This window comes from Leptotrichia trevisanii DSM 22070 (assembly GCF_000482505.1).
Classification (GTDB): Bacteria; Fusobacteriota; Fusobacteriia; order Fusobacteriales; family Leptotrichiaceae; genus Leptotrichia; species Leptotrichia trevisanii.
In genome coordinates this window covers 1-2977 of sequence record NZ_AXVL01000075.1, presented here as the reverse complement: position 1 = coordinate 2977, position 2977 = coordinate 1, and the positions used below count along the sequence as shown (strand labels likewise).

Below are 2977 nucleotides of genomic sequence, written 5' to 3'. Positions count from 1 at the left end.
CAAGCTAGAACTGTGTCCTCTCCAATTTCTTCAATAAAATTTGGGATCCACTTTCTGTCAATTTCTTTTTCTTTTAAAACATAGTTTTCCAATTTTTCCCAAAAATCTTTTGCTATCACATCAAATTTTTCTGCTCCTGTTTTTGCCTTATTTACAATTTCATTTTTGTAAATTTTACCTTTTACCATTTCAACTGCCTTGTTAATTATCCAAATTTTTACCATTTTGTCCATTTTTTCACTCCTTTTTTCCTTTTTTTATTAATATCATTTCTAACGTGGCTAACAAGCCGTATAATCAATTTTCACTTGCTAGCCTATTTATCCAAAAAGTTTTTTTACGCTTGTATTCGGCTTATATCAAAGCCATTTGCACATTACTTTAGTTCAAAATGTGGCGTATCTTTCTTTTTCCAGTTTCCTCCCCATCCGACATTAATGTTTTTGGATTTTGCAACTGCCAAGATATGATCTGCAACATCTTTCAATCTTTTAACATCGTAACCTTCCTGTTCTGAAAATTTTCGATAACTTCCGTTTTCATAAAATCCTGTTAAAAATATATCAACCGCATGTCCAAATCCATCACTTTTAATTTGATGATTAGATTTTGAAGTAATACCATTGGCATATGTTACAATCTTCCCTGGTTTAGTTCTTCCTAACGCAAATAATGCTTTTTGTTCTTCTGTTGTTCTTGCTCCACTCGTAATTCTAAAATCATACGGACTGTTTGTAATCGCTTCTTTCATAACTTCAACCAATTTCGGATGTACTTTTTTCATTTTGTCTAAGCTAGATTGACTGAAAGAATACGTTTTATTTTCTGCCGTCGTATTTTCCTTGTCCCAATTTCTCAAATATTCCTCCTTTCTTTGAACCCTGTTCAGCCATCCTGTCAAAAATCCTTCCTGTGTCCTGTCAGCTTCAACTTTTCCTTTGTAATAAATTCTCTGCAAGTTGTGATAAACTTCTAAAAATTTACCAGGATCTGCTGCATTCAATGCTTCCAATGTTTTGTTTCCAATTATTCCGTCCACATCAAGATTTGCATTTGTCAATTGATTTATAGCAATCTGTGCGTTTTTTGTTCCATTTCTGCCACTGTTTACAGCCCAGTCGCATATAGATAGTGCTACTTTATCATTTACAACTTTATCTAGCTTGTTTCCTAAATAGTATTTTTTCAGATATATATTTTTTGCAAAATCCTTTGTTAAATCTTGCATATTTCCTTTGTATCCAAACTCCCTTGCTTCTTCTTCTGTAATTCCATACTTAGTTTTACCTCCTTTATCGTTTTTATCGTCAGAATAACCTCCTTCGACTCTTAGCAAATAGTCGAATATTCTTTCAAATCTTTCCATACTAAATCACTTCCTTTTTCTCATTTTTCTTTATATCTTTTTCCACTGTTTCAGTTATTAGAACAATATTATCCCCTTCAAACATGGCATCTGTTACTTTTAATACTTTCCCCTGCTCCATGATTTCAGTTCCGATTAAATTCCTTATTTCCATTTTCACTCCGCCTTTCTTCCTAATAGCTCCATATCCTTTAAATATTTATACAACTTTGCAGGGCTAAATTGATTAGCCTTTAATGTCTTTAAATTGTACGTTAGGCTCTCATCCAATCCCTTGTTAATCAGATGTAAGCACAGCTCCGAACAGAAATATCTGTCCTTATGCTCAATTCCCAGCTCCAGCAACTGGCTGAAGAAAATTGCACCATAGTCATAGCCTTTACCTTTAAGTTTCGTAAACTCTTTTAACACAGCAGGAATTTCAATGTGGCTATCCAGTTCAAAAATATCCATGTTATCCTTATAGACAAAAGGCTTTATCCTTACGCCACCAGGATTTGATAAATATACATAGTCATTATAGGTGAATTCGCAATGGCTGTATTTTCCTAATGTCCTCAATGTTATCAGGAATCCTATCACGCTTTTTGGTTTATGGAAACAAATATAAAGTTTATCTTTTTCTAACTGCATAAAAACCTCCTAACCTTGTTTTATTTCACTTTCAAACAATTTATTATATTCAGATTCAGCGTCAAATGTTTTCAATTCCTCAACCGTTTTATTTTCTAAGCTGTGTGATAATGTTGTTTCAGCAACCATTGAGGCTGTCGTATGCTTTTTCATTATTTCAGACATTTCTATAAATTTCTGCACCGAAACATTCACATACTTTTCAGAGCCGTCCTCGGTATAGAATTTCCAGTTGCTGTACTCTGTCGCCATTAAGTCAGTCATAACTTGCGAGAAATCCAATTTCTGACCTTTGGCTATTTTTCCCATTAATTTAAGAATAAAGCCGAGAACTAAGCTAAACAGTATCTTGGTTATATTAGACTGGTCTATTGTCCTGTTATGCTGAAGATACTTGGTCTCTTTCACTTCAAATTCAAAAGGCTTTTTCTCCCTTTCGATTCTCAGTTCGTAAAGCTCCTGTTTTAGTTTCTCAACCTTTTCTTCTTTTCTGTATTTGATTTGATTGTCTTCAATATACTCATATTCAGACAGCTGAACTACTTTGATTTTTCCATTCTCAATCAATTCGTTTTCGGCTAAAGTGTATTTTCCTGCCTTATACAGCTCCTCTTTTGTCGCCTCTCTTAGATTTCCGTTGTCCAAAACTGGATTTTGATATTCCGGTTCACTCCAGATGTGCTTTTCTGAATCCCAGTCTGGATAAAATAGATTAGGGTTAATTTTAAAATCTTCAAGGTTTGTTATTGTCGGTCTCGCTATTATTTCGAGACTTTTTTTATCGTAGATTACAACATTCATTTATATTTTCCTCCTTGTCATTTGTCATTTATTATTTTTTCTCCACCGATTTTATTAGAATCCTATCGCAATCCAGTAGAAGATGCTTCCTGAAAAATCTTTCCCGAACCTCGCCCAAGCCTTGAACTCCGAGGTTGAGGCAGGGCTTACAGCAACTGACCTCGCTCCCCCTCCTAC

Annotated in this window: 5 protein-coding genes; all 5 read right to left on the bottom strand. The window is 34.3% G+C overall.

Translation table 11 applies throughout. The features are described from left to right. Positions 1–233 (bottom strand): hypothetical protein (locus K324_RS0109505; RefSeq protein ID WP_026748921.1); only part of this gene is annotated, 233 nt, incomplete at its 3' end. Between the two features lie 143 nt (positions 234–376). Continuing rightward, a complete protein-coding gene (locus K324_RS0109500; RefSeq protein WP_026748920.1) occupies positions 377–1366 on the bottom strand; it encodes a glycosyl hydrolase 108 family protein in 990 nt (329 codons plus the stop codon). A gap of 1 nt (position 1367) precedes the next feature. Beyond that, positions 1368–1520: a hypothetical protein gene (locus K324_RS15845; RefSeq protein WP_006803925.1), complete on the bottom strand. Its 153-nt coding sequence runs from the start codon at positions 1518–1520 to the stop codon at positions 1368–1370. A gap of 2 nt (positions 1521–1522) precedes the next feature. Then, entirely contained in the window at positions 1523–1999 is a 477-nt protein-coding gene (locus tag K324_RS0109490; protein ID WP_026748919.1) for a hypothetical protein, read from the bottom strand. A 9-nt stretch (positions 2000–2008) separates the two neighbouring features. Next, positions 2009–2800, bottom strand: a complete 792-nt coding sequence (locus K324_RS15275; RefSeq protein ID WP_051354439.1) for a hypothetical protein — start codon at positions 2798–2800, stop codon at positions 2009–2011. Between the last annotated feature and the right edge of the window lie 177 nt (positions 2801–2977).

Bases quoted from the DNA above. Each gene is read 5' to 3' on its own strand.
- K324_RS0109500 (WP_026748920.1), bottom strand. From the start codon at position 1,366: ATGGAAAGATTTGAAAGAATATTCGACTATTTGCTAAGAGTCGAAGGA.
- K324_RS15845 (WP_006803925.1), bottom strand. From the start codon at position 1,520: ATGGAAATAAGGAATTTAATCGGAACTGAAATCATGGAGCAGGGGAAA.
- K324_RS0109490 (WP_026748919.1), bottom strand. From the start codon at position 1,999: ATGCAGTTAGAAAAAGATAAACTTTATATTTGTTTCCATAAACCAAAA.
- K324_RS15275 (WP_051354439.1), bottom strand. From the start codon at position 2,800: ATGAATGTTGTAATCTACGATAAAAAAAGTCTCGAAATAATAGCGAGA.